At 39.8% G+C, this 21,445-nt stretch carries 18 protein-coding genes and 1 pseudogene; 18 read left to right on the top strand and 1 reads right to left on the bottom strand.

Translation table 11 applies throughout. The features are described from left to right. The first annotated feature begins 4 nt into the window (after positions 1 to 4). The 18 genes from BUB86_RS06935 to BUB86_RS06850 all read left to right on the top strand — a co-directional run bounded on the left by BUB86_RS06935 (position 5) and on the right by BUB86_RS06850 (position 21,064). Positions 5 to 1,741 carry a SusD/RagB family nutrient-binding outer membrane lipoprotein gene (locus tag BUB86_RS06935; RefSeq protein WP_254795116.1) on the top strand — a complete coding sequence of 579 codons (1,737 nt, stop codon included), beginning with the start codon at positions 5 to 7 and terminating at the stop codon, positions 1,739 to 1,741. Between the two features lie 31 nt (positions 1,742 to 1,772). After that, positions 1,773 to 3,134: a hypothetical protein gene (locus BUB86_RS06930; protein WP_073207441.1), complete on the top strand. Its 1,362-nt coding sequence runs from the start codon at positions 1,773 to 1,775 to the stop codon at positions 3,132 to 3,134. 155 nt (positions 3,135 to 3,289) lie between these two features. Beyond that, positions 3,290 to 4,474: an iron-containing alcohol dehydrogenase gene (locus tag BUB86_RS06925; RefSeq protein ID WP_073207438.1), complete on the top strand. Its 1,185-nt coding sequence runs from the start codon at positions 3,290 to 3,292 to the stop codon at positions 4,472 to 4,474. 4 nt (positions 4,475 to 4,478) lie between these two features. After that, a complete protein-coding gene (locus tag BUB86_RS06920; RefSeq protein WP_073207434.1) occupies positions 4,479 to 5,465 on the top strand; it encodes a Gfo/Idh/MocA family protein in 987 nt (328 codons plus the stop codon). A 12-nt stretch (positions 5,466 to 5,477) separates the two neighbouring features. Further along, positions 5,478 to 6,497 (top strand): SDR family oxidoreductase, encoded by a 1,020-nt coding sequence (locus tag BUB86_RS06915; protein ID WP_073207430.1) that lies wholly within the window; start codon positions 5,478 to 5,480, stop codon positions 6,495 to 6,497. Positions 6,498 to 6,645: 148 nt separating this feature from the next. After that, positions 6,646 to 7,044, top strand: coding sequence for a DUF2147 domain-containing protein (locus tag BUB86_RS06910; protein WP_073207702.1), 399 nt, complete (start codon positions 6,646 to 6,648; stop codon positions 7,042 to 7,044). A 364-nt stretch (positions 7,045 to 7,408) separates the two neighbouring features. Next, positions 7,409 to 9,133 carry a vWA domain-containing protein gene (locus BUB86_RS06905; protein ID WP_139261485.1) on the top strand — a complete coding sequence of 575 codons (1,725 nt, stop codon included), beginning with the start codon at positions 7,409 to 7,411 and terminating at the stop codon, positions 9,131 to 9,133. Between the two features lie 2 nt (positions 9,134 to 9,135). Further along, on the top strand, positions 9,136 to 11,958 hold the full coding sequence (locus BUB86_RS06900; protein WP_073207423.1) for a tubulin-like doman-containing protein: 2,823 nt from the start codon (positions 9,136 to 9,138) through the stop codon (positions 11,956 to 11,958). Positions 11,959 to 11,960: 2 nt separating this feature from the next. After that, positions 11,961 to 15,191: a C1 family peptidase gene (locus BUB86_RS06895; RefSeq protein WP_073207418.1), complete on the top strand. Its 3,231-nt coding sequence runs from the start codon at positions 11,961 to 11,963 to the stop codon at positions 15,189 to 15,191. Further along, a complete protein-coding gene (locus BUB86_RS06890) occupies positions 15,166 to 15,795 on the top strand; it encodes a hypothetical protein (protein ID WP_073207415.1) in 630 nt (209 codons plus the stop codon). Before BUB86_RS06895 ends, BUB86_RS06890 begins: the two co-directional genes overlap by 26 nt. An 18-nt stretch (positions 15,796 to 15,813) precedes the next feature. After that, positions 15,814 to 16,383 (top strand): hypothetical protein, encoded by a 570-nt coding sequence (locus tag BUB86_RS06885; RefSeq protein ID WP_073207411.1) that lies wholly within the window; start codon positions 15,814 to 15,816, stop codon positions 16,381 to 16,383. A gap of 21 nt (positions 16,384 to 16,404) precedes the next feature. Beyond that, a complete protein-coding gene (locus BUB86_RS06880; RefSeq protein ID WP_081373138.1) occupies positions 16,405 to 17,163 on the top strand; it encodes a DNA/RNA non-specific endonuclease in 759 nt (252 codons plus the stop codon). A 17-nt stretch (positions 17,164 to 17,180) separates the two neighbouring features. Then, positions 17,181 to 18,593, top strand: coding sequence for a DUF6804 family protein (locus BUB86_RS17845; protein WP_073207403.1), 1,413 nt, complete (start codon positions 17,181 to 17,183; stop codon positions 18,591 to 18,593). Positions 18,594 to 18,683: 90 nt separating this feature from the next. Then, entirely contained in the window at positions 18,684 to 19,097 is a 414-nt protein-coding gene (locus BUB86_RS06870; RefSeq protein ID WP_139261483.1) for a hypothetical protein, read from the top strand. Beyond that, positions 19,097 to 19,363 (top strand): hypothetical protein, encoded by a 267-nt coding sequence (locus tag BUB86_RS06865; RefSeq protein ID WP_073207395.1) that lies wholly within the window; start codon positions 19,097 to 19,099, stop codon positions 19,361 to 19,363. The genes BUB86_RS06870 and BUB86_RS06865 overlap by 1 nt, the downstream gene beginning before the upstream one ends. Beyond that, complete coding sequence (locus BUB86_RS06860) at positions 19,360 to 19,968, top strand: hypothetical protein (RefSeq protein WP_073207392.1); 609 nt, start codon at positions 19,360 to 19,362, stop codon at positions 19,966 to 19,968. The genes BUB86_RS06865 and BUB86_RS06860 overlap by 4 nt, the downstream gene beginning before the upstream one ends. A 2-nt stretch (positions 19,969 to 19,970) precedes the next feature. Continuing rightward, on the top strand, positions 19,971 to 20,471 hold the full coding sequence (locus BUB86_RS06855; protein WP_139261481.1) for a hypothetical protein: 501 nt from the start codon (positions 19,971 to 19,973) through the stop codon (positions 20,469 to 20,471). A 53-nt stretch (positions 20,472 to 20,524) separates the two neighbouring features. After that, positions 20,525 to 21,064 carry a hypothetical protein gene (locus BUB86_RS06850; protein ID WP_073207386.1) on the top strand — a complete coding sequence of 180 codons (540 nt, stop codon included), beginning with the start codon at positions 20,525 to 20,527 and terminating at the stop codon, positions 21,062 to 21,064. A 193-nt stretch (positions 21,065 to 21,257) separates the two neighbouring features. Here the strand turns inward: BUB86_RS06850 and BUB86_RS06845 are convergent. Next, positions 21,258 to 21,445: pseudogene (locus BUB86_RS06845) on the bottom strand (IS256 family transposase); the annotation flags it as partial.

Below are 21,445 nucleotides of genomic sequence, written 5' to 3'. Positions count from 1 at the left end.
AAATATGATAAAGAAAACCTTCGCTGCATGTATCGTTGGTTGCGGATTGATGTCAACTACCGCTTGTAGCGACAGTTATATGGAGAAGCTGAATACCGACGATTCGAAAGCAGAGTCGATAGAATCCAGTGCCCAGCTGACTACAGCCCTGCTGCAGACCTATGGTGACTTCGGAATGATGGACACCTACCGCAGCTATATTTCAGGATTTACTCAGCACTTTGCCGGTGGTTGGAACGTATCGAACTATGCAGGTAGTGTTCACGCCCAGGATGACCAAATGAGCCTTGTTTGGGACAAGTTGTATGCAGTATCTATCAAGAACATCGTTGATGCGATTGCTAATTCTGAGGATAAGCCTAATACGAACGCAGCCCTTCGCATTCATCGTGTGTACCTGATGGCCATGCTTACTGACATCTATGGCGACCTGCCTTGTACTGAGGCTGGACTTGGTTTTATCTCTGGTATTTCTACTCCAAAGTACGACTCTCAGGAAGATATCTATAACTTTATCTTCACTGAGCTGGCTGCTTGTGTCGACCAGTTGGGTACTGGTTCCGACCGCATTGGTGGCGACGTGACTAGCATGAAGGGTGATGCTAATGCTTGGCGTAAGTATGCCAATACCTTGCGTATGCGCTATGCCATGCGTATTAGTGAGGTTAATCCTACTAAGGCTCAGGAAGAGTTCGAGAAAGCTCTTAATGCAGCTGGTGGCTATATTACCAGTGCAGCCGATGATGCCTATATTATTTATACAGACGGTCCTTTCACCTTGTATGATGGCTCACGCGATCTCGACTTCCGTGTTAATGCCCTTGGTGAGATCCTTTATGGTCAGGACCCCACATCACCAACATTTGTATGCTCCACATTCTTCAATATTTTAAAGGATAACAACGACCCGCGTCTTTATCGCATATGTCGTCATTACATTAACACTAAGCGTAGTGAAACTAAACCCGATCGTGAGTGGAATGTTGACGTAACCGATGAGGTTGTAGACTATCTGAACCGTGCTGGCGAAGTAGAGAAGCCCTGCAACCCTGGTGCTGCATGGTGGAATGATTGGGTTAATGCACCTGCTATCGAAGAGATTCCAACTCTACAGCGCATTATTAATCTCTATCCTGAAGCAGGTTTCGATGGTAGTAACTTCCCGGCCCGTATGATGCGCCCGTTCCTCAGCATTGATTTTGAGATGCCCGACCGTCCAGGTGCGCTTATTAATTCTGGTGAAGTTGAGTTCTTGCTGGCTGAGGCAAAACTGAAGGGATGGAATGTCGATGGTTCTGTTGAAGATCACTTCAAGGCGGGTGTCAAGGCCTCTATACAGTGGATGAATACCCACTATCTGCAGGTTGCAGATAGAATTTCGGCTACCGAGATCGATACCTATATTAATGGCCTTATTGATACTGGCGTATTGACTGCCAATGCCAAGGAAGCTATCAATACACAGGCTTGGATTCTGCACATGATGAACCCCTCTGAGGCATGGGCTAACCTGCGTCGTTCAGACTATCCTGTATTGCTGGATCGTACAAAGTTGCCCAAGTATGAGTCAGACTTTACTTATGACGACAACAATCTTCAGACTCCCACACGTCTGCGCTATCCTATCCTGGAGAACCAGTATAATAGTGCCAACTATAAGGCAGCTATCGACCGCTTAGGTGGTTCTGACGACTGGCACAAACGTCTCTGGTGGGATGTAGCCGACATTAACGTGAAGTAATAGTTATGAATAAACTAAAGTATTAAGAATTATGATTAACAAGAATATATCAAAGTATATCGCTCTGTTCTTTGTGGGTTGCAGTTTGGCTGCAACAACGGCTTGCTCGTCTGATGAGAATCCGTTCTTCACAGCTAGCGAATTTGATGCTCCCCGCATCTTGAACACTGATATCCCCGAAGGTAAAAATGGAGAGCCTGCTACCCTCGCGAACATTGAACGTACCACCAATTTCACTTATGAGGCTATTGTTACACCTGCCGACTACACCACAGTAACGTGGTTCATCGACGATGAGCAGGTTGCCGAAGGTTTGAAAATTGATGTACCTGTAATAGCAGGCGATCATGTCCTGAAGATTGTTGCTACCACCACTCAGGGACTTTCAACTTCTCGCACATGTATGCTGGTTGTACGTCCTGCCGAGGGCGATCCCGCATTTGCCAGCGATGCCAAGTCGCGTTGGTTGACTATTGGTACCACTAAGACTGTGGATATAGCCAATGTAACTTCTGTATCTAAAGTGTTTATTGGTAAGCAGGAGGCTTCTAACGTGTCTTTTGCAGATGGTAAGGTAACCTTCGATGTTCCAGCAATGGCCGAGGGACAGTATATGGTTAGTATCGAGGCTGATGGCATGCGCTATGGATGTGGCTTGTTCACTGTCAGCAACGATACCTACGTTGATCCTGGTGTGAAAGAAACGGTGCTTTGGGAAGGTGATGTCGATATCAATTGGGGCGCTAGCAATGCAACTGTTACTGCCGATGATCTGGCTGATGTTCCTGTTGGTGCAACTATCCGTTTGGTCTACGAAATGGCTGACATGCCAGAGGGATACCATGCTATGCGTATTACCACTCCATGGTGGGGCGATAATCCCGAAGATCAGGTAGTTGCTCAGTTCGATCTTACCGACGATACTCCTAAACCCTATGAGTTTATTTATACCGAAGCTATCAAAGCTCTTGTAGATGAGCGTGGAGGTATGTTGATTGTAGGCTATGGTTATAAGTTAACTAAGGTTGTTGCTGTCGAGGAAGTCGCTCCAGCTGAGAATGTTATTTGGGAAGGTGGCGTAGATATCAACTGGGGCGCTAGCAATGTGTCTGTTTCTGCCGACGATTTGGCTGCAGTTCCAGTAGGTGCTACAATACATGTCTATTATGAGCTGGTTGACATGCCAGAGGGCTACCATTCTATGCGTATCACCACTCCTTGGTGGGGCGATAATCCCGAAGATCAGGTCGTAGCTCAGTTTGACCTGACTAGTGATACTCCCAATCCATATGATTTTACTTATACCGAAGCCAACAAAGCCATCGTTGATGAGCGCGGAGGTATGTTGATTGTTGGATATGGCTATACATTGAAGAAAATTACCATAGAATAGCACATAGATAGTTGATTTTTCAAAAGTTAATCCCCCGTCGTATGGCTGGGGATTAATTTTTTTGTTATATGTTATGTGTTTATCAAATTATTTGTTTATATTTGCACAGATTTTTAACACAAAACAAAGAATAAACAAATTCTAACTTTTACGGTATGAAAGATTTCAATTATTATGCACCGACTGAAGTCGTATTTGGCAAGGAGTCGGAAGAGCAGGTTGCTCAATTAGTTAAGAAGTATGGTGGTACAAAGGTGCTGGTACACTATGGCGGAAAGAGTGCCGTACGTTCTGGCCTGCTTGATAAGATATGTGGCTTGTTACGTGATGGTGGAATCGAGTTTGTGACACTTGGTGGTGTGGTGCCAAATCCGCGTCTCTCACTGGCCAAAGAGGGCATTGATCTTTGTCGTAAAGAGGGCGTCGACTTTATTCTTGCTGTTGGTGGCGGTAGTGTTATCGACTCGTCAAAGTGCATCGCCTACGGCGTTTGCTTCAAGGGTGATGTTTGGGATATTTACTTAGGCAAGGCCGAACCAAAGTGCATGTTGCCAGTGGCTTCAGTTCTCACTATCCCTGCTGCTGGTAGTGAGATGAGCGAGGCAAGTGTAATAACCAACGAAGATGGCGATGTTAAGTTGGGATACAGTAACAACATGTCTCGCCCTAAATTCGCCATCATGAATCCTTGTCGCACTTTTACGCTTCCTCCTTATCAGACTGCGGCTGGTGTTACCGATATGATTATGCACACCATGGAGCGTTACTTTACTATAGATGACGATATGGATCTGACTACTGATTTGGCTGAAGCCGTGATGCGTCGTATGATGACCGCCGTGTTCGATGTGCTGAAGAATCCTGAGGATTATCGCCAGCGTGCCCAGATTATGTGGGGTGGCAGTCTGGCTCACAACGGACTTACTGGTTGTGGTGTGAGCGACGACTGGGCTACTCACCAGTTGGAGCACGAACTCAGCGGCATGTTCGATGTTACTCATGGTGCAGGTCTGGCAGCTATCTGGCCTAGTTGGGCGCGCTATGTGATGCATCAGAATCTGAGTCGTTTTGTGCGTTTTGCAGTTAATGTGATGAATGTGCCCAACGACTTTGCCAATCCTGAGGCCACAGCCATTAAAGGCATCGAGGCCATGGAGCGTTTCTATCATGCTATCGGCATGCCTATCAATATCAAGGAACTTATAGGACGAGATATTACCGATGATGAGATTCGTGAGATGACTCGTAAGTGCAGCCGTGATTATCAGCATACGTGTGGATGCTTGAAAGTGCTTAAGGCCGAGGATATGGAAGCTATCTACAAATTGGCAAGAGGATAAGACTATGACGGAGGACGGAATCTTACGAGTAGGCATTATTGGTACCGGATGGATTGCTGAGAAAGCGGCAATTACCCTTAACGGACTTAGTGAGTGCAAGGCTTATGCTGTTGGCTCACGTTCTATCGAGAAGGCTGAGGCTTTTGCCACTAAGTGGGACATTTCTAAAGCCTACGGCTCTTATGCTGAGCTGATAGCCGATGCTGATGTAGACCTAGTGTATGTGGGCACGCCCCATTCTCACCATTACGATGTAACTTGTCAGGCAATCTTGGCCGGTAAACCTTGTTTGGTAGAAAAGGCCTTCATGGCCAATCATCGCGAGGCTGCTGAGGTACTACAGCTTGCTCACGAACGCAAGGTGTTTGTAGCTGAAGCGATCTGGACGCGTTATCAACCTGCTGTTGACATCATTCGTGGTCTTATCAGTAGTGGTCGTGTTGGCACCCCGCGACTGCTTACTGCTACACTGGGCTACAGCATGGGCGACAAGCCGCGCATTATGCGTGCCGACCTGTGTGGTGGCGCCTTATTAGATCTGGGTGTCTATGCACTTAACTTTGCCCGTATGTTCTTCCCTGCCGACATTGTCAGCATGGAGAGCCAGTGCGTAAAAAGTCAATCGGGCATGGATATCACTAATGCCATCACTCTAGTGCTTGAAGATGGTATGCTTTGTAATTTGCAGTCGAGTGCTGCCTGTGTGGGCGACAATATTGGTGTGATTGCGGGCACTGAAGGTAATTTGATTATTGACAACATTAACAATCCGCAGAAGATAACTGTTAATGGGCCCGATCGAACTTATGTTGAAACCATTCATGTTCCGCAACAGATAACAGGTTACGAGTACGAGTTTCTGGCCTGCCGAAAAGCCTTGATTGAAGGTTTGACAGAACCCAATGAAATGCCTCACGTGGAAACCTTATATATCATGCAACTGATGGATACCCTGCGCCAGAAGTGGGGCGTTTGCTATCCGATGGACTAAAAAGATTAAATTATGAAGATATTAATTATTGGAGGAACAGGTACTATCAGTAGTGCTATCACACGTCAGTTGGTGGCTGCTGGTCACGAGCTATGGTTGATTAATCGCGGTAACCGTACTGCTGAATTGCCAGATGGCATCAAGCTGATTACGGGTGATATCAACAATCGCGAAGACGAGGTGGTAGCTAAACTGGGTAATGAGCAGTTTGATGCCGTTTGCGAATTTATTGGTTTCTTGCCCTCGCAGGTTGAGCGCGACATCCGTCTCTTTACAGGTCGCACCAAGCAGTATGTCTTTGTCAGTTCCGCATCGGCTTATAACAAACCAGTGCGCAATCATGTCATAACCGAAGGCACTTCGTTGGCCAATCCATATTGGGAATACTCGCGTAACAAGATAGCCTGCGAAGAGCTGCTAATGAAAGCCTATCGCGAAAATGGCTTCCCTGCTACCATTGTGCGCCCCAGCCACACCTATTGCGAACGTGCTGTGCCTGTAAGCGTTCATGGCCCTAAGGGTAGTTGGTCGGTGCTGAAACGTATGATTGAAGGTAAGCAGGTGATTGTTCATGGCGATGGCAGTTCACTGTGGACGCTGACGTGGAACGAGGATTTTGCCCGTGGCTTCATCGGTCTTCTTGGCAATCCCACGGCCATTGGCGAGGCATTCCAGATTATGAGCGATGAGTCGTTGACGTGGAATCAGATCTATCAGACTGTTGCCGATGCACTTGGCGTTGAGTTCAAACCCTATTATGTGTCATCGAGCTATCTGGCTCAAGTGTCACCTCGAGAATGGGATTTCGAAGGAAACCTGCTGGGCGATAAAGCCTGTACTGTTGTCTTCGATTGTAGCAAACTCAAGCGAGCCGTTCCCGGTTTCTGCGCTACAACGCGCTTCGACCAAGGCGTCCGCCACGCCGTAGCCTATATCAAGTCTCACCCCGAGTTCCAGATCGAAGACCCTGAGTTCGATATCTGGTGCGACAAAGTCATAGATACAATAGAAAATACCCGCCAACAGTTTTAGTTGGCGGGCCTTTTTATTATCTATTTTTTTTCTAGGTACTTTTCAATTGCAAACCAGTTAGAATGCAATAATTTCTTAGGTACTTTACAAATGTCCAGAAAAAGTTGTATCTTTGCACCGTAAAAATCTATTTTTAAAGATAATGTATATGAAAAAGATGATTCTTGCAATGGCCCTTGCCCTCTTTTCGTTGGCAGGCTATTCACAGACCATTTTGGGAAAATGGCTAACAGAAGCTGGTGATGCCAAAGTGGAAATCTACGAGGCTAACGGAAAGGTGAATGGTAAAATTGTGTGGCTGGAGAAAGGCCCCGACACCAAAGATACGCACAACACCGACGAGAAGATGCGCAGTCGCAAACTGATGGGCGTGAATATCCTCTCAGGTCTTACCAAGAAGTCAGAAAAGTGGGAAGGTGGTCGTATCTACAACCCCAAGAACGGCAAGACCTACAAATGCTCTATCTGGCTTGATGGCGACAAACTGAAAGTGCGTGGCTATCTCGGTATGTTCTACGAGACACAGACTTGGAAAAAAGCCAAATAGAACTCCCCATCCCCTTATTCGCCATTACTCCCCAACCCGAGTAATGGCGTTTTTTTATTTCCCCTTCCTGAGTAGGAACTCATACCCCACAGTATTCCCCACCTGAGTTCTTGGGCAAGCCAAGCGGCATAGCCGAGCGGGAGGGGCTAGGGGTGGTCTGATCAATTGTATATTCCAACTTCCACCGCTCGGCTCTGCCACTCTTCACAAGTTCCACAAGCCTTGTGAAACACACTTTTTTGAAAATAACTTCTTAAAAACTTGCAAAGTTCAGATATAATTCTTACTTTTGCATTTGACATAATTAGCTCTAACAAGTAAACGTGCCAATAACTATACAAATAATATGTAAATTATATTAGTTATGAAACAATTTGGAATTATTGTTTTCCTTATAGCGCTTATTCCTTCATTATCGTCGTTAGCTCAACGTCAGCGCAACTACGTGTATCTTTTTGATTGCACGTGGAGTATGAAAAAGCCAAATGATATTTGGGAAAAAGCAAAGCTATTTATGAAAGATGACATACAACAGTTGGATAATAATGTAAATGTTACCATCGTCCTATTTCATCAAAATACAGCAGAACCAATTCGTTTTAAAGCAAAAGATTTTGTATGGGAAAATATAGAGACTCAGTGTGAGAACATGATTAATGCCTCACAGCGAACTGGTATATGCAATGCATGGGATTTGGGATTAAAGTATATTGACAAGAACAGGAACAACTATTTGTATCTTTTTACAGATGGGACTGAAAATGTTGACAAAAGGCGTACAGATGCTGTATGTGAACGCATCAAGAAGTGGTGTCTGCAGGCTCCCAACAACTATGCATTCTTTGTTGCCCTTGGTAAAGAAATTAAAGATAAACCAGATGTTAAAAAACTTATTGCAGCTACAGAGGCTTGTGATAGAGCGTTCTACATAGAAGACCATCTTGGTCCTTTTGGCGCTTTTGATAAAACAATATTTAATTTGAATAGTCATTCTATTAAAAATATCCAATCTGTTTTTTCTGATTATGGAACTTTCAATGCTTCTGTGGTATGTAATGATGAATATTACAAGGTTTCTCTGAGGGATAATAAGATCAAGGAGGGAAAAGCGATCTTCCTAATTGAGCAAAAGAAGCATCCAACAAGCAATCATCAAGTTCATTTTGTGGTTAAGGCAAATAATAAAGAACTTCATATCTGTAATCCAGACCTTTTTATTAATATTGACACACGTGATTTGGCAAATCTTGATTTAGGACAGCCCTCTGGTGAAACTGAAGGGCAGTACTGTGCTGGTAAGGCAGAAACTTATTCAAAATTCTTATTTTGGGAAGGTAAGGAAGTTGAAAACATACAAGTTGATTTAGGCACAATCTTTAACGACCAAGCAAAAAAGGTGAAAAGTTGTTTAAACGTTTCTCTTGATATCCCAACTGAATTAAAAAACAAGTGTAAGTTGTACTACAATGGCGAAAGCATTGGAACAACTTTTGAAATCAAGTCATCCGATACTAATAGCATAATAACTTTAGAAGTCCCACATTCAATTGCTCAAAAGGAATATGTTATAGGTATGGAGGGGAAAGCAAGTGGGTTGGAAACGATAAATGCTGAAGAGAACCTTTCTTATGTCAGCAGCATTTATTTTGAACACGATGTTTGCTGGCACCCCATGAAAGTGCTTTTTATGTGGTTAAGTATTATTATAGTGACTATCTTATTTGTATGGTTTGTCTTCCTTAAACCATTATTGTATCCTAGGATTCGATTATCTCGAATTGAATTATCTTCAAGGAAAGGTTATTATACAAACAAAAAGATAAATGGTGCGGTAAAAGTCGTTGTAACAAATAAATACAAGCCTCAAAATTGGCTAAACAAATTATTCTGTGGAAAGGTCTTGTTTATTAAGGATGATATTTGGACTTCTCCTTGGGAGATCACACCAAAAGGCCGAAAGAAAGCGGCAAAGATTAGTTTGCATGGTAATTATATGATAACACCAGTAACATCAGAATTATCTAATTATGGTGTTTATCAACTCGATAATATGACAACAAAAGAAACAATAACAATAAAAATCTTATAATTATGGCTACAAAAACGAAAATTCGCCGAAGTCTCTTCATTGGTCTTGGCGGCACAGGTATGAGAACAATTCTTAAATTGAAGAAACTCTTTATTGAAACTTATGGTGAGGTTCCCGGAATGATAGGTTTCTTAGGAGTAGATACAGATAGAGGTGAATATTCCAAAGATGAGGAATTAAAGAATATAGCTTCAATGGGTTTCATTGATGACAGTGAAATATATGTTGAAGGACAAAATAAAGGGAACAAAGTGAGGCTTGAAAGAAATGAACAGGTACAAATCACAGTGGAGCATCCTCAGTCTCTATTTAAAAGGAACCAAGACAACTATGCATGGATGCCATCAAATAATAATAATGCCTTACGTAGTTTAACCCATGGCGCTGGTCAGGTAAGGACTAATGGAAGATTTGCTTTTATAGCAAATAGTGAGTCTGTAGAAGAAAGAGTAAGCATGGCTTTAACCAAAGTAGCAAGGGCAAGCGCAGTTGGAGAGAAGTACGAACTTATTGATAACAAGACAGACGTCTATATTATTTTTTCTTTATGTGGAGGTACCGGTTGCGGCGTTTTTATTGACATGGGCTATTTAGTTAGAAGAATAGCTGGTGATAATTGCAAATTAGCAGGATTTGGAATGTTGCCAGAAGTGTTTAGGGCCAATCTTACAAATGGTGTTGACAGAGTGCGTCCAAATGCATATGGAGCATTAATGGATCTGGATTGGCTAATGGGGCGTAATTTAGATGACAATCCTGTTAAATTACCTTTGGAAGGTGGCAGAACGTGGAGCACAAGTTATACTCCTTTTGATGCTTGCATTTTAGTTGATAATAAAAACAGAAATCTTGATGTCTATGATGAAACAAGGCAAATAGAAGAGATGTTAGCATTAACGTTAATTACATCAGTCGGAGAACTCTCAACAGCCAATGTTTCCGTGTTAGATAATCTTGCCGTTGATACAACTAGTGGTAGTTTTAATGTTAAAGGGAAAAAAGCTTGGGTTAGTGGTATGGGTGTATGTGAAGTTATTATTAGAAGCGACGAACTTCGCAAAATATACGCACACATGGCTGCAATTCATTTAGTCAACCAATTACTGAATAAACCTGCTGATGTTAATACAGAAGTCATGCAGTGGATTGATACTGTCAAGATAAGAGAACACGATGCAGATGATGTAATAGATTATTTAATTGATACTAAATTCACGCCCCTATCGGGTATAGATAAGAGTGACTATTCGGATGCAATGAATGTTGTAACATCTTTTGTTAATGCAAGACAAATTGATGATGAAGAGGTTGAGACGAGATTGCAAAACCTTATTTCGCGTGTTTCTGACGAATTACGTACATTGGTTATTAATAGTCTGAAACGCTCAGAAGGAATGGGTGTTGGAGCTACAGAAGATTTACTGCAAGGCATAGAAAGCGAAGTTCGTGTCTATTTGAAGGAAATGACTAATGAACTTGAAGAACAAAAGACTTTAGAGGCACAGTACGATGAAACTGTTCGGACAGCATGTAAAGATTTAAAAGAAAAAGCGAAAGGCATATTTAAGATTGGCGTTGATGATGCAAAAGAGGAAGTCTGTAATTTTGCCACATATTTAGCTAAAACAAAAAGGGAGATTGCAAGAAGAGTTAAAGCCATTACTTTCTATAATGACTTACTGACTAAAATTGGCGCATACCAAAATAGAGTACGCGAAATAAGACAGCGATTAGAGATTGTAGCCACTAATAGTCGTTCAGAAATCTCCAAACTCCGTCAAAATATTGCACGAAACACAGAGACCTTCCAAATTAATATCACTTCACGGGTTGAGCCGACTATTTCATTAGATAGCCATAATATTCTCATCTCTGATTTTATTACTTCCCTGAAAGAAGGAAACAAGATCTTTGATTTTAGTGAATTAGAAACGTCAACTATTGGTGTCCGACTTCTTCAGCATACCTATAATCTTGACAGAGCAAAAGAAATTGGTAATATGGACATTAATGATGTCCTTGTTCTACTTAAGAAAAATGGATTGTTTGAAGAACTCGTGCGCAACATGGCAGCAAAAGCCTCTCCACTATTATTGCACAATTTCCTTGGATACATTGACAAGAAACCTGCAATTAATTATTATATCGGCGTAAACAGATTTGAAGATTCGTTATTAAAGAAGGATGATTACTTTAAGAATAATATCGAAGAAGTTGGCGATGTGAATTTCTCAAATATTGGTATGAAAGACCGTATTATTGTTTTTAGCCAAATGAATCCGATACCACCATTTGCTATTGACTCAGTTAGCAACAAATGCAAGAGGGAGTATGAAGACCCTGAAAACGATATATGTTTCCACATTTCCACAACGATACTAAATGAAATGAAGAAGACTGGCTATAGACTTGAACCAGGGAATGGTGATAACGCCTTAGAACTTTGGGTAAAAGGGTTTATCTTTGGCCTTATCAAAAATGATGATGGGACATATAAGTATATTGATGAAGAAAATGGTGACAGTCTTTGGGATTATTGGATTGATTTGGGCAAGTACAGAGATGAGGCATATAAAATGTTTATAGAACGTAAATCTTCTATCGAAGACCAATTTAAGAAAAAAATATATAATATTATTTCTGTTAATGGACTGCCGTATGTCCAAGATATCTATACTCGTGCGAAAGAAGATTATATTGAGAATATTTCACAATTGGGGTTCTCGAAAGAGTATCTGCGTGAACATATAAAAGAATATAAAGGGACTGTAGACCTTATAAGAGAAGAGATAGAATTTGTAAAAAAGCAGCTTGATATACACTAATAATGCAGCATTCACTTCATATTTTTATTGGAGAAGACTTGGCTCCTATAGCAGAGGCTATTGATAATCATCTGACACAACATTGCGACTGTGAGGGAAGACAATTCTCTCACGTTGCAACATGGGTGTTCGAAGGTGAAAATAGTATAGTTAGGCAAATAGATGTACGAGAATCAAAAACTATTATTTCAAATAGAATTGAGGGTGTTGCCTATTTTGAAAATAAGCATCCTCATATAGTCGTGGCAGAAGGAACGGGTGAAGTCAGTTCCAATTTGTATGTATGTGTATATTTATTATTGTACGAAGAGACAGCATTAAAAGAACTATGTAAAATACTGGAATGGATTAAAATTTCAGGCAAGCACTACCTTGTTGACGTATATGGCATCTCTGAAGATTTAGCGTATTTGTTTTGTGTTTCTGAAGCCGAAAAACACGATTTAGTGTATAAGGCTTCAGAGATGAAACAAAAAGCAGCAGAAGCATGTAAACACATAATAGAGAAAGAGAAGGATGATTCAATACGTCATTTTCTCCTGATTCAAGGATGCAATCTGAATGGTTTGGGATTGGATTTAGATAAAACCACATTAATAAGGATATTCGGAGAGTATGCAAGACTTGTAACAACAAATTACTCGGATTTATATCCTGTTGCGGACATTGACAAGCCTGATGTTTTGGCATTAGGCATATCAGCCTATTGGTTTAGCCACAAATTCTTTCATCGTTATATCTTTAGTTGTTGCTTTATTCGTGTACTCGAAAGAGAACGTGTGAATCAGCATGCTATGCTCTCACCTAATGAACTATTAGCAAAAGCGCAGGAATATATAAATCGTTATTATTCATTATTAAGTAATAATAGAGGAGAAATTGACTCTTCTGATAAAATTGTTGCATTAGAAGAATTCGACAAACTTCTTAATGAAGCAACTAACGATTTTCATGGAGTTATAGAAAGAACAGATTTGTCTTTGCCGGAAAAACGCGCCATGTTAGCGCTTTTAATGGGGGAGGATGACGAACTTTTTGACGATAGTGTCTTACTGAAAGATCTTCCTACAATTGATGATTGTATGACTGAAGCTTTCAACCTGTTTATTAATGAGAATAATACAATGGTTGAAGAGGGAGTTGATGGTGTACTTGCTGGCCCTATTAGGGGTGGCAAGATTTATCTTCCTTTAGAAGAACTGAGAAAACAGAGAACGAGGATTCGTCAATCGCAGAGTTTTATTAGGAAGGGCGAAGAAAGACTAATAGAAATAGAAAAAGGAATCAAAATAGCGGAAGAGAGCAAAAAGAGATTAACAGAAGAGGGGTTCGTTTATGGCGATGTTACATATAAACTTATACACAATATTGTTGAGAAACCTTTAGAAGAAACATATAATCCTCAACGTGATCATTTACCATCTGTTGATCTGAGACAGAGTTTTTCTGTTATTCGTAATCAAGGAAAACTTGGTTCCTGCACATCCTTTTCTGTCGCATCGATTTTTGAATACATATTAAATGAGGGGAGTGTAGGAAAGAAATCATGCTTGAGTCCACGTTTCCTGTATTATAATGTCTGTGATAAAAATAGTGATAATACTCCTATTGATAAAGGTAGTTCTTTTTATGACAACATTCATTCTTTAGGTGAAAGAGGTATATGTGAGGAGAATTTGTGTCCTTACGATGATGATTTCAAAACATCTCCAACAGAGGAGGCGACAAGGGATGCCATAACAAGGCTGGTAACAAAGGCACTTAATGTTGATGTTACACATGACGCATTGACCTCAGCTTTGTCTGAGGGATATCCAATAGGGATATCATTAAAAGTGTTTGATTCATTCGCCAAAGGGCACAAGGGCTTTATTTTTCGCCCAACAGATAAAGAATTGAAGAGCTCTGACTTTGGATATCATGCAATGGTGATTTGTGGCTATTCTGAGATAGACAAAGTATATATAGTAAGGAATTCATGGGGCGAAGGTTTTGGTGACAAAGGATATTGTTATGTTCCTTTCTCATACATCGAGGATAAACAGCTTTGTCGTCAAGCCTGCATAATAACAGGAGTTAGTTGCAAGGAGATTGGTGAAACCACAAAGAAATCATTAGCGTTTGATATTGAAGATAAAGATATAGAATATGCAGTTCTTAGGATTCTCATAGAAGAAGAAAAGGTCCAACAACAGAGTTATGTAGATGGATATAATGAAACATATAAGGGTTATATGAGACTCTTAGGCGAATTGTCTAATAAAGGTAAGCGTGATTCAATTATGAACTATGCCTTACGCCAAATAAAACCTTCAACACAAACTGAGCTGATTGAAGAAGAAAAGGAGGCCCCCACCTATAAATCACATTATATTGCATTAGGATTGGTCTTAACGTTATTATGCTTCTTCTTGTTGCCATCGAACGATAGATTGATTGGAGTTGCTGTTACAATAGTTGCTACTGCTCTTATATGGTGGAAATACCCGTCAACCAAGATAATTGTGATTAAGAAGGAAGTAGCAAAGACCATGGAGTCTCCAGATTTGCATAATCAGGAGATACAATATCTGTATGCAGGAAGGATTATTGACAGGTTTAATGAATTGAGGAATGTTTTATCCAACAAGCGAAAATATTTGCAATCATATATCAGTAATTTAGAGACATGGCTAAATGAAGAGAAGATAGTACTTGATGGTATGGACGAACACATGCGTAAACCATTCTATTCTTTGTTTTCTGACGTTCAGGCAGATCATTATATTAGTGAAAACTATAATTTCTTCATATCAGATATATGGCTTTATAAATTGTTTGATGGTTTCGAGGTTACTGATAAAGCCATTGTTGATTTTAAAACTCTGCTTATTCACGAAATCGAACATAGGCTTGAGATGGTTTGCAATGACTTTACAATGTCACGTTATCTTCTTAATTTGATAGAATGTGAGTATCTTCCAAATTATAAAGCGGACGAGATTTTAAGAACAATATTGAATATGAGTATTCCATTTACGCAAGCGAATGGTATTCCTCCAAGAACTGATAAGATACTGTTTTGTAATGTTGTAGCTGAAGATTCTAATTTATGGGATAAATTGATTCAGTCAAATTATACGGCAGTACCTAAACTCACAAATGATACATCTACTCAAAAGATCACATATGTTCAATTTCAGAAGTATAAACTAGAAGAAACTATATATGATGAAAGGAACCTCAGACAATAATGGTTGTGGATGTTTCTTCGTCCTAATTGTTGTGATTGCTTTTATAGTTAATCAGTGCAATAGTTCTGATTCCAATAAAGGTACACATGAAACAGAATATAAAACAGAAACGTACCAATCATATTCTCAACAACAGGCAGTTCCTGCACAGGAAGTCTTATCTGAGGAGGATAAGCAATACCTTAATAATTCATTGTATACGGGGGCAACTCCGTATAGTGATGTGTATGGAAGTAACTATCGATGTCCTTACGACCAATGTTCTGGGATAAGAGTAACTGCTCCTGGGGAAAGTGATATAGTTGTAATTATTAAACGCAATAACCAGAATGGTACTGTAATAGCTCATGGCTATATTAAGGCTGGAGCTACTTATCAGTTTGATATTCCAGATGGAATCTACCAAACGTTCTTCTATTATGGAGAAGGATGGAATCCGAATAAAATAATGAAAGGGGGCGTAAAGGGCGGTTTTGTTAAAGAAGAGCTATTTTCGAAAGATAATCCTCAAGAAATTATAAGTGGTATACTAACATATGTGCTTCAGTTGCAAAGAAATGGCAACTTCCAAACAAAGGGAAGCAATGCTAGTGAGGTTTTTTAAATGCATGAGGGATAAGCAATGGTTGAGAAACAGTCTTTTATTTCGAACCTTATTGGTCGTCAAACATATGACGATGCAAAGGAATTTGCTAAAACAGTGGCTTGGATAGGTGCTGCCATTTTAGCTCTATTATATCTTTTGTCATATTACTTTCATTCTAGTATAATTAGTTTTTTGTTAAACATAACGAATGGTTATTCATTATTGTTTATTGGATATATTGTTGTACTGATGGTTCTGCTTGATTTTGAGGTGAAAGTTGAAGCGCCTGAACGAAAGTATTGGGAAGAGAAAAAAGAGATAGCTAAACCATTTAAATATAAATTAACAGTAGTATGGAGCGTTTTATTATTGCTTTTGGGGATAGTGGCTATATACTATAGTAATAAATACAGAAGGCAATATTCATTTGAATGTGATACATTTTTGGTCGATAAAAGTGCTGGGATTTATCATTATGATTGGAATTCTGACTGCGAAACCGCTGAAACTGCAGAGAGTTTGGAGGAAATGAATGGCTTTCAAATAAATAAGAGTTTTAAGTTGTGCGAGGAATGTAAAGAATGTGAAGAGGAACTCGCGCCATAATTGGTTTTATAATTGTAGTATATGGAATGGTTGTCCTCTTTTTCAAAGTATTTGTTTATTACACTCATTTTGTGTGCCCAGTATTCGTGTGATCAAGAAAAACATATTGAAAAACCTGCACCACTAAGAGAATGTAATGAAATAGTATTAAAGAGAATAAGTTACATTGTATCGTATAATTCAGAAACGAAAATACCAAATTGGGTAGCATGGTGTCTAACAGCAGAACATGTGGATGGTAATTTGAAAAGAATTGGTGGCTATCAAGAAGATAAAGACGTACCAATACCAAGGGCAAAAAAGGAGGATTATAAGAATACCAAATGGTCACATGGGCATATGTGTCCAGCAGGAGATAATAAATGGGATGAAATTGCTATGCGAGAGTCTAATTTGTTAACAAACATTTGTCCGCAAGATAGAAGCTTAAATAGTGGCCTTTGGAATAAAATAGAACAGGATTGCAGAAAATGGGCAAAGAAGTATGGTTGTGTATATATCGTATGCGGCCCTGTCTTGCTGAAAAGAGAACATGAAACAATCGGTGAAAATAGGATCGTTGTACCAGAGGCATTCTTTAAGGTAATCCTACGTATGAAACCACAGCCCGCGGCCATCGGATTTGTTGTTAGAAATAATGAAGGATATAAGAAACGAGATCAGTTTATTAATACCGTTGATGATGTGGAAAGAATTACAGGAATAGATTTTTTTCCTGCGTTACCTGATGATATAGAAAATGTGGTAGAAGCATATTCTGATATAAATGATTGGAAATAACTTTTAATACAAGAAAGATGAAAAATGTGCCTATAATTCTCGCAGTCATATTGCTACTCTGTCTAGCACCAATGCCGTATGGCTATTTTACCTTGGTAAGGTTCCTTGCTATGGTTGGGTTTGGTTATATGGCCTTTCAGTATTTCAAGCAAAAGAAAGAGGTTTTGACATGGACTTTCGTGACTTTGGCGTTGTTGTTCCAGCCATTTGCTAAAGTGGGCCTAGGTCGCATGGTGTGGAATGTTGTAGATGTGGTGGTGGCTATTGGCCTGGTTATCCTATTCATTATGGAAAGGAAGGGTGGAACAAAAGTGCATGCAAGCAACATCCCCAATTTGCCAGTAGAACCTGTCTCTCCTAAATCAGACAACAGAATTGAGTTTAAGCTCGATGGGAAACTTGCTCCGAAGGAATTAATCTATATTGCAAGCGAAGAAGATAAGGAACTGACAGACCTGTTTGAAAACAATCCTGAGATGCTGGAAGGGTGGGGTAAGATGATAGGATATCATGTAATCTATCTGCCATTACTCTTAAAGCAACTCCAGAAGGCTGAAGTGCTGCAATATCGTGCGCCATACATGAGCGAGGCTGAAATCAATAAGATAAATATTGGTAATGATTTCATGCTTAGGTTCTTGGATAATCCTGATGATAGAAACAAGATTAAGCAAGGCTTTATACGAACTGAGGATATTCATAGAGGTAGTGATGGTACCGATAAAGCCATAAATCGCTTTTACCCTATCTCTTCAAGAAGCAATGAGCCAATTGCAGATCAGTTACACAACATCAGCAAGCTAATTCATAATGAAACGAGCAAAAGTGGAAAATGGCTCGTTAATAAGCAAAAATTAGATGATGAGCAACGAAACTTTGAGATTCCTCCAAAGGATGCAGATAATCGATTCAACTCTCAACTTGGCAGTGAAAGTATAGACGATCTTCTTGATGAGATTAAAGAACGTATTATCAAATTAAGACAAAGGGGCGTTTCGCAGTTTATTCTGGAACAGCTAATACATCCGGATGATAGATTAAGTAGACTTGTTATTACCAAGGATTTCCGTATATTATTGCCAGATTACAATAATATGGAAATAAAGATGGAACCGCTGGCAAAGGCTGTTTATCTGCTATTCTTGAAGCATTCAGAAGGTATTGTATTCAAATGCTTACCTGACTATAGAAAGGAATTGGCAGAGATTTATGTAAAACTTAGACCTCTTGGGTTGTCTGATAGGGCACTACAAAGTATCGAGGATGTAACGAATCCGCTTTTGAACTCTATCAATGAGAAGTGTGCCAGAATCCGCGGGGCTTTTGTTGGTCAGTTCGATGATCATATGGCAAGACATTATTATATAGATGGCAGACGTGGCGAGGCAAAGAAAATTTCCCTTCCTCGAAATCTGGTAGTCTGGGAATAAAATCACATTTTCACAAGCCTTGTGGGGCAAAATTGTTTGGTGGCAAAGGTACAAGTTCGTATCTTTGCCACTGAATCGATTATAATAGTTATGACAGATTACGATTACATTATTCAACAGTTAAGAAAGTGTCATTTTACAGGATGGAATGACGAGGTGTTAAGGGATTGTGTTGACAGATTACCAAACTTATCCCGCCAGGAGTTAGCTGCACTCTCCTTAAGTAAATGGACTAAGGATTATCGCGTCTTTAGGGAGGCTATCTTTAACATTTTGTTTGCGGAAAAAATAGGATTGCGAGAGGAGCGCATAAAGAATCTAGAAACTGCAGCTCTTATCGAAGAATTCAAAGACAAGAAGAGTGGTAACGTGTCTCTGATTCGTAACGAAATGCAAAGTAGATATAAGGAGGGACGGGACTGTGAGATAATAGCTGAGGCCTTTAATGCCTCTAACGAAAAGGATCAGCAGTGGGTTAAATCGCAAGAGCGACATTCGGAATAATGAGTATCGAGGAAGTTATAAATAGAGCTGTGTTGTTGGGGCAAACCATTGAGATAGAGTATTGCACCAGAGCTGGCCGTGTGTTTTCTTGCATGATATCGCATATCGAATACTCACGATACTATGGTGGTGACTATATTCAGGCAATACGCTTGAACATTAATGAGGAGCGCACTTTTAAAGTGAGTAGGATCATGAAGATTGATGGACATTCGTTCTCGAGGATATTCTGGAATCAAATAGGTAAAAACTTTAATAGGATATGATACACGTTATAATTTGGGTGCTTATTTTCGCCATATGGTACTTCTATCATGTCTATAAGGCAAGTGCTGAAGAGAAAGAAAGGGAGGAGGATGCCTATTTCGAGAGGCTGATGAATAGTGATAACGATAAAGATAAAGAGGAGGATGAAAACGTGGGGAAATGTTTGGATGAAAGGACTATTACAGGTTTGGTGCTGACTACATTGCGCTCTATAGGATGTGAGCCTGAGACGGAGGAGAAAGGCGGTTTGAATTATGCTTACTTTACTTTTCAGGGTGAAAAGTTTACCATAGAAAGTAATGATCAATGTTATTTCATTACTATCTATGATACATGGTGGCATAGTATATCCATTTATAGCGATGTTGATGATATCGCCAACCTTCATAGAACTATCAATTTGGCTAATCAGCACGTCAATTGTACTTTGCTCTATACCACCAACAACGAGATCGAGGAAATAGGTGTGCACAGCAGACGAACGATATTGTTCAGGAAAGAGATTCCTGAGTTAGATAAGTATCTAATCAGTGTACTGAATGATTTCTTTAAAGCTCAGAGGCTGGTTTTGACGGAATTGGAAAAATGTAAAGTGGAGAAATGAATATGAAGAAATTTCTTTTTGGTTTGATTATTGTACTATGTATCAGCAATATTGGCAGCGTTTGGTATTATGAGCATAGGGAATATGAGAGTGTTGGTTATCTTAAAGACACAATAAGGCATCAAATTTTCTATATCGATAAATTGAAGCGTGAAAGGGATGAAAACAAAGATTATAAGGAAGCTTTGATACTTCAGTTGAAAGGTTTGAGAAACGATAATCGTAGTGGTGATGTTTGTCCCGCATGTGGTAATGATAGTAGTATTGCAATAATGACTTGTTGGGGGTGTTTCCCTCCTAAAAATCCTTATTTGGATTCTTGTGTTTGGAAATTGTATAGAAATCATATTAGGATATACAGGCTGCCTGAAGAGAGAATTGGTACAAATATTCCTGGCGAAAATGCTAAACGATTTCTATGTTCTGATTGTGGTTATAAATGGGGTAAATATAGACCTTTTACATATTACCTAAGTAAAGATAGTGTGTTGTTGTGGAAATGAGCAAATTATGAAGTTTTTTTGTGTCTTTGCAAACATAAAAAAGCATGGTTCGGATGAAGAAGTTTATATTTGGTGCTATAGCTGGGGCGGGCATTATATTGTTGGTGATGTTTTGCTCAAAAGGGGAGAGGAAGGTAAGTACGTGGAAGCCTTATAAGAAAGAGGTGATAACCTGGCAGAAGTTGGATACATTCGTGTTTACCAATCCGACTTTCAAGGTGGAGTATCCTAATAATTTTATACCTGATAGTTCGCTTTTGGATAATCGAAATATGAGATTTGATTATTCGATTGATGGTAATGATGTGTTTCTGAAATGTTTTTCTCTACCGAATGATGTTCAAATGGATGATAGTGCAGCTGTAGAGTTTTTTGTGGGCTTCAGGAAACTCAATGAGGGTTCGATAACTTTGGTAGATAAGCACACAGGTTATTTTTACTTGGAAGGTGTGGATTACTATTATAAGTTCTACGAGCAATACGTCGTAGATAAAGATTATATCTACGTACTTGGATTATTCTATTCGCCTGGACTTAAAGAAGAAAAAGTAAAGAACCTAAAAGATCTGGTGCATGAGTGGAGTCCTAAATAAAAGTATATTATATGTTGGAGAATATTAAGAATGTCCTGTGGATTTTGGTTCAATTTGTTTTGGGAGTAACAGCTTTATTGAGGTAGTGTAAGTTGAACTGTGTCAAGGCCATTTCCCTTATTATATTAACCTCAGATGGGGGACACGATTTTTAATCGTGTTTTCCAGATGAGGAGCCTTTCTAGCTGCAAAGTTACATAATTTCATACCTATCTCCAAATTTTATCGCTATTTGTTGTGAAATAAGTGCCCAGTTCGCCAGGGGCATAGTCCACTTCTCGCTAATGTTACGGTAAGCCAGGTAGACGAGTTTCTCCAAGGCTGTATCAGACGGGAATACGCCCTTGTTCTTCGTAACCTTGCGTATCTGACGGTGATAGC

Origin of the sequence: Xylanibacter ruminicola (assembly GCF_900142525.1) — a bacterium.
In the GTDB taxonomy this organism is placed as follows: domain Bacteria; phylum Bacteroidota; class Bacteroidia; order Bacteroidales; family Bacteroidaceae; genus Prevotella; species Prevotella ruminicola_A.
Note: the sequence above shows the minus strand (reverse complement) of the source record. Positions and strands in the feature narration are given on the sequence as shown.

What these genes read in the sequence shown, in the direction of transcription:
- BUB86_RS17845 (WP_073207403.1), top strand. Translation starts at nt 17,181, where the DNA reads ATGAAAAATGTGCCTATAATTCTCGCAGTCATATTGCTACTCTGTCTA.
- BUB86_RS06905 (WP_139261485.1), top strand. Translation starts at nt 7,409, where the DNA reads ATGAAACAATTTGGAATTATTGTTTTCCTTATAGCGCTTATTCCTTCA.
- BUB86_RS06900 (WP_073207423.1), top strand. Translation starts at nt 9,136, where the DNA reads ATGGCTACAAAAACGAAAATTCGCCGAAGTCTCTTCATTGGTCTTGGC.
- BUB86_RS06915 (WP_073207430.1), top strand. Translation starts at nt 5,478, where the DNA reads ATGAAGATATTAATTATTGGAGGAACAGGTACTATCAGTAGTGCTATC.
- BUB86_RS06930 (WP_073207441.1), top strand. Translation starts at nt 1,773, where the DNA reads ATGATTAACAAGAATATATCAAAGTATATCGCTCTGTTCTTTGTGGGT.
- BUB86_RS06895 (WP_073207418.1), top strand. Translation starts at nt 11,961, where the DNA reads ATGCAGCATTCACTTCATATTTTTATTGGAGAAGACTTGGCTCCTATA.
- BUB86_RS06860 (WP_073207392.1), top strand. Translation starts at nt 19,360, where the DNA reads ATGATACACGTTATAATTTGGGTGCTTATTTTCGCCATATGGTACTTC.
- BUB86_RS06890 (WP_073207415.1), top strand. Translation starts at nt 15,166, where the DNA reads ATGATGAAAGGAACCTCAGACAATAATGGTTGTGGATGTTTCTTCGTC.
- BUB86_RS06920 (WP_073207434.1), top strand. Translation starts at nt 4,479, where the DNA reads ATGACGGAGGACGGAATCTTACGAGTAGGCATTATTGGTACCGGATGG.
- BUB86_RS06925 (WP_073207438.1), top strand. Translation starts at nt 3,290, where the DNA reads ATGAAAGATTTCAATTATTATGCACCGACTGAAGTCGTATTTGGCAAG.
- BUB86_RS06855 (WP_139261481.1), top strand. Translation starts at nt 19,971, where the DNA reads ATGAAGAAATTTCTTTTTGGTTTGATTATTGTACTATGTATCAGCAAT.
- BUB86_RS06850 (WP_073207386.1), top strand. Translation starts at nt 20,525, where the DNA reads ATGAAGAAGTTTATATTTGGTGCTATAGCTGGGGCGGGCATTATATTG.
- BUB86_RS06870 (WP_139261483.1), top strand. Translation starts at nt 18,684, where the DNA reads ATGACAGATTACGATTACATTATTCAACAGTTAAGAAAGTGTCATTTT.
- BUB86_RS06910 (WP_073207702.1), top strand. Translation starts at nt 6,646, where the DNA reads ATGAAAAAGATGATTCTTGCAATGGCCCTTGCCCTCTTTTCGTTGGCA.
- BUB86_RS06865 (WP_073207395.1), top strand. Translation starts at nt 19,097, where the DNA reads ATGAGTATCGAGGAAGTTATAAATAGAGCTGTGTTGTTGGGGCAAACC.
- BUB86_RS06935 (WP_254795116.1), top strand. Translation starts at nt 5, where the DNA reads ATGATAAAGAAAACCTTCGCTGCATGTATCGTTGGTTGCGGATTGATG.
- BUB86_RS06880 (WP_081373138.1), top strand. Translation starts at nt 16,405, where the DNA reads ATGGAATGGTTGTCCTCTTTTTCAAAGTATTTGTTTATTACACTCATT.
- BUB86_RS06885 (WP_073207411.1), top strand. Translation starts at nt 15,814, where the DNA reads ATGGTTGAGAAACAGTCTTTTATTTCGAACCTTATTGGTCGTCAAACA.